The sequence below is a fragment of the Vibrio sp. Vb0598 genome, from assembly GCF_033338935.1.
GTDB lineage: Bacteria > Pseudomonadota > Gammaproteobacteria > Enterobacterales > Vibrionaceae > Vibrio > Vibrio alginolyticus.
In genome coordinates, this window is record NZ_JAWOTP010000049.1 from 1 (window position 1) to 2,400 (window position 2,400).

A 2,400-nucleotide genomic window follows, 5' to 3' on the forward strand; every position below is an offset into this window, starting at 1 on the left:
TGCCGACTTAGCTCAGTAGGTAGAGCAACTGACTTGTAATCAGTAGGTCACCAGTTCGATTCCGGTAGTCGGCACCACTTATTAAAATTTGTTCCTCCTTAGCTCAGTTGGTAGAGCGACGGACTGTTAATCCGCAGGTCGCTGGTTCGAGCCCAGCAGGAGGAGCCATATTAGAAGAAGCCGCATCACTTGATGCGGCTTTTTTGTATTAGTTTAAAGCTAAGCTCTCTCCTACTACCCACGAAATAACATAAGCGCTTTGATTATTAAAAACCGCTTACCGCAAGCTAACTATCGACTCATTAAATAACCAGAAAATATTAACCACAAACGCGCGTGGCAAATGGTATGCCTTTCAACTAAAAAAAAGCTAGGTAAAAACCTAGCTTTTTAATTCAATCGGCCATCTCTGAAATCAGCTTAAACCACCAAGACAAATATACTTTGTCTCCAGATATTCATCGAGTCCTTGCTTAGCACCTTCCCGTCCAACACCCGACTCTTTAACTCCACCAAATGGAGCCACTTCAGTAGAGATGATTCCTTCATTCACTCCAACCATGCCGTACTCTAAACCTTCACTAAAAGTCACAATACGCTTCAAGCTATTCGTATAGAAATAGCAAGCCAAACCATATTCTGTATCGTTCGCCATTTCGAGAACTTGATAATCATTTTCAAAGGTAACAATAGGCAACACAGGCCCGAATAGCTCTTGCTGAACAATCGACATATTCTGCGTCACACTATCCAAAAGAACGGGCTCCATAAAGCGACCAGGCCGTCTCTGTGGAGAGTTAGCAATAGAGGCTCCTTCTTGTACAGCTTGATCGATCACCGCCTCTAGTCGATGCTTAGAGGCCATCGTAATAACAGGACCTAATGTGACACCTTTCTCTAAACCATTTCCAAGCTTTAATTTGCTTAACTTCGACAATACTTTATCAATAAAAGCTTGTTTTACATTTTTATGAACATATAACCGATTGGTACAAACACATGTTTGCCCTGCATTACGGAACTTCGACGCGACAAGCCCTTCCGCAGCCGCATCTAAGTCTGCATCTTCAAACACGATGAAAGGCGCATTACCACCCAACTCCATCGACACCGCCTTGACTGAATCACTGGCTTGCTTCATCAAAATTTTCCCAACGCGCGTAGACCCCGTAAAAGAGATCTTCTGAATCCTAGGATCAGTACTTAGTACTTGACCAAACTCAGCAGCCTGTTCTGATACCACGACAGAAAGCAGTTCTTTAGGGATACCAGCCTGATAAGCTAATTCAACAACAGCAATTGCAGTGAGAGGGGTAAGCTCTGATGGCTTGATCAACATGCCACAACCTGCCGCTAGGGCTGGTGCTGCTTTTCTTGTAATCATCGCAATAGGGAAGTTCCAAGGTGTAATTGCAGCGCATACTCCCACAGGCTGGCGAATTGCAGATAGACGTCTATCTGTCGTGGGGGCAGGAATAACTTCGCCATAAGCACGTTTTGCTTCTTCTGAGAACCACTCGACAAAAGAGGCACCATACATCACTTCCCCTTTGCTCTCAGCTAAAGGTTTTCCCTGCTCTAAGGTAATAATCGTGGCTATGTCTTCTGCATTATCAAGAAGTAGTTGATACCACCCCCTCAAACGACGAGAGCGCTCTTTGGCACTTAATTTAGCCCAACGGACTTGCTCCGTTTTGCACTGACCAATGAGATCATCTAACTCCTCAAGAGTACTAGGCTTTAACCGAATTAACTCTTGCTCAGTTGCAGGGTTGATGACCACAATTCCCTCTTCGGAAGACCATTGCTTAAATACAGATTTCAGCGTTTCATTTTTTATTTGTTGCATCATCAAACATACTCCTCAAGAACTCCTCTTAGGTTAATCGCTACTAGCAAGTTCAGCAAAGAAAACAAAGTTTTCTAAAAGGCATTAATTTTCGGAAGACTTAGCTCTCTTTCTCACTATATTTCGGGAAATTGCGTAATCCACGCAACGACGGTCCCGCTCTAAACATGTAAGCAATGAATGTTTGAGAAATAAGATGTAGAAGATTATTGTTTAAGAGAGACGCTAACAAAACACGCAGTGCGGAAGACTATTCATTCTATTACGGTTGAGGGCGATCATTGCTCAAATGACCAACCTTTCAACGAGGACATGATACAAACTCGGAGTAATTGGAAGTGCAAGCAGCAGGCTCATCTTCCTGAGAAACTCATGCACTAAAAGGGTAAAGAAAGTCTTATTGTCTCGCCTTCAATGTGTAAATAAATTTCTAGGGGACACGACCAAACGAAAAAGCCCCAGTCTTTCGACTAGGGCTTAATATAAGTGGCGGAGTGGACGGGACTCGAACCCGCGACCCCCGGCGTGACAGGCCGGTATTCTAACCAACT

The 2,400-nt window shown here is 43.8% G+C and carries 1 protein-coding gene and 2 tRNA genes; 2 read left to right on the plus strand and 1 reads right to left on the minus strand.

All coding sequences use genetic code 11. The annotated features are described in order from the left end of the window. Position 1: 1 nt before the first annotated feature. Together R7Q38_RS22710 and R7Q38_RS22715 are read left to right on the plus strand one after the other, a co-directional pair. Positions 2–77, plus strand: a tRNA-Thr gene (locus tag R7Q38_RS22710). A 15-nt stretch (positions 78–92) separates the two neighbouring features. After that, positions 93–168: transfer RNA gene (locus R7Q38_RS22715), tRNA-Asn, on the plus strand. Between the two features lie 247 nt (positions 169–415). Here R7Q38_RS22715 and R7Q38_RS22720 read toward each other — a convergent pair. After that, positions 416–1,852, minus strand: coding sequence for an NAD-dependent succinate-semialdehyde dehydrogenase (locus R7Q38_RS22720; RefSeq protein ID WP_213971174.1), 1,437 nt, complete (start codon positions 1,850–1,852; stop codon positions 416–418). Between the last annotated feature and the right edge of the window lie 548 nt (positions 1,853–2,400).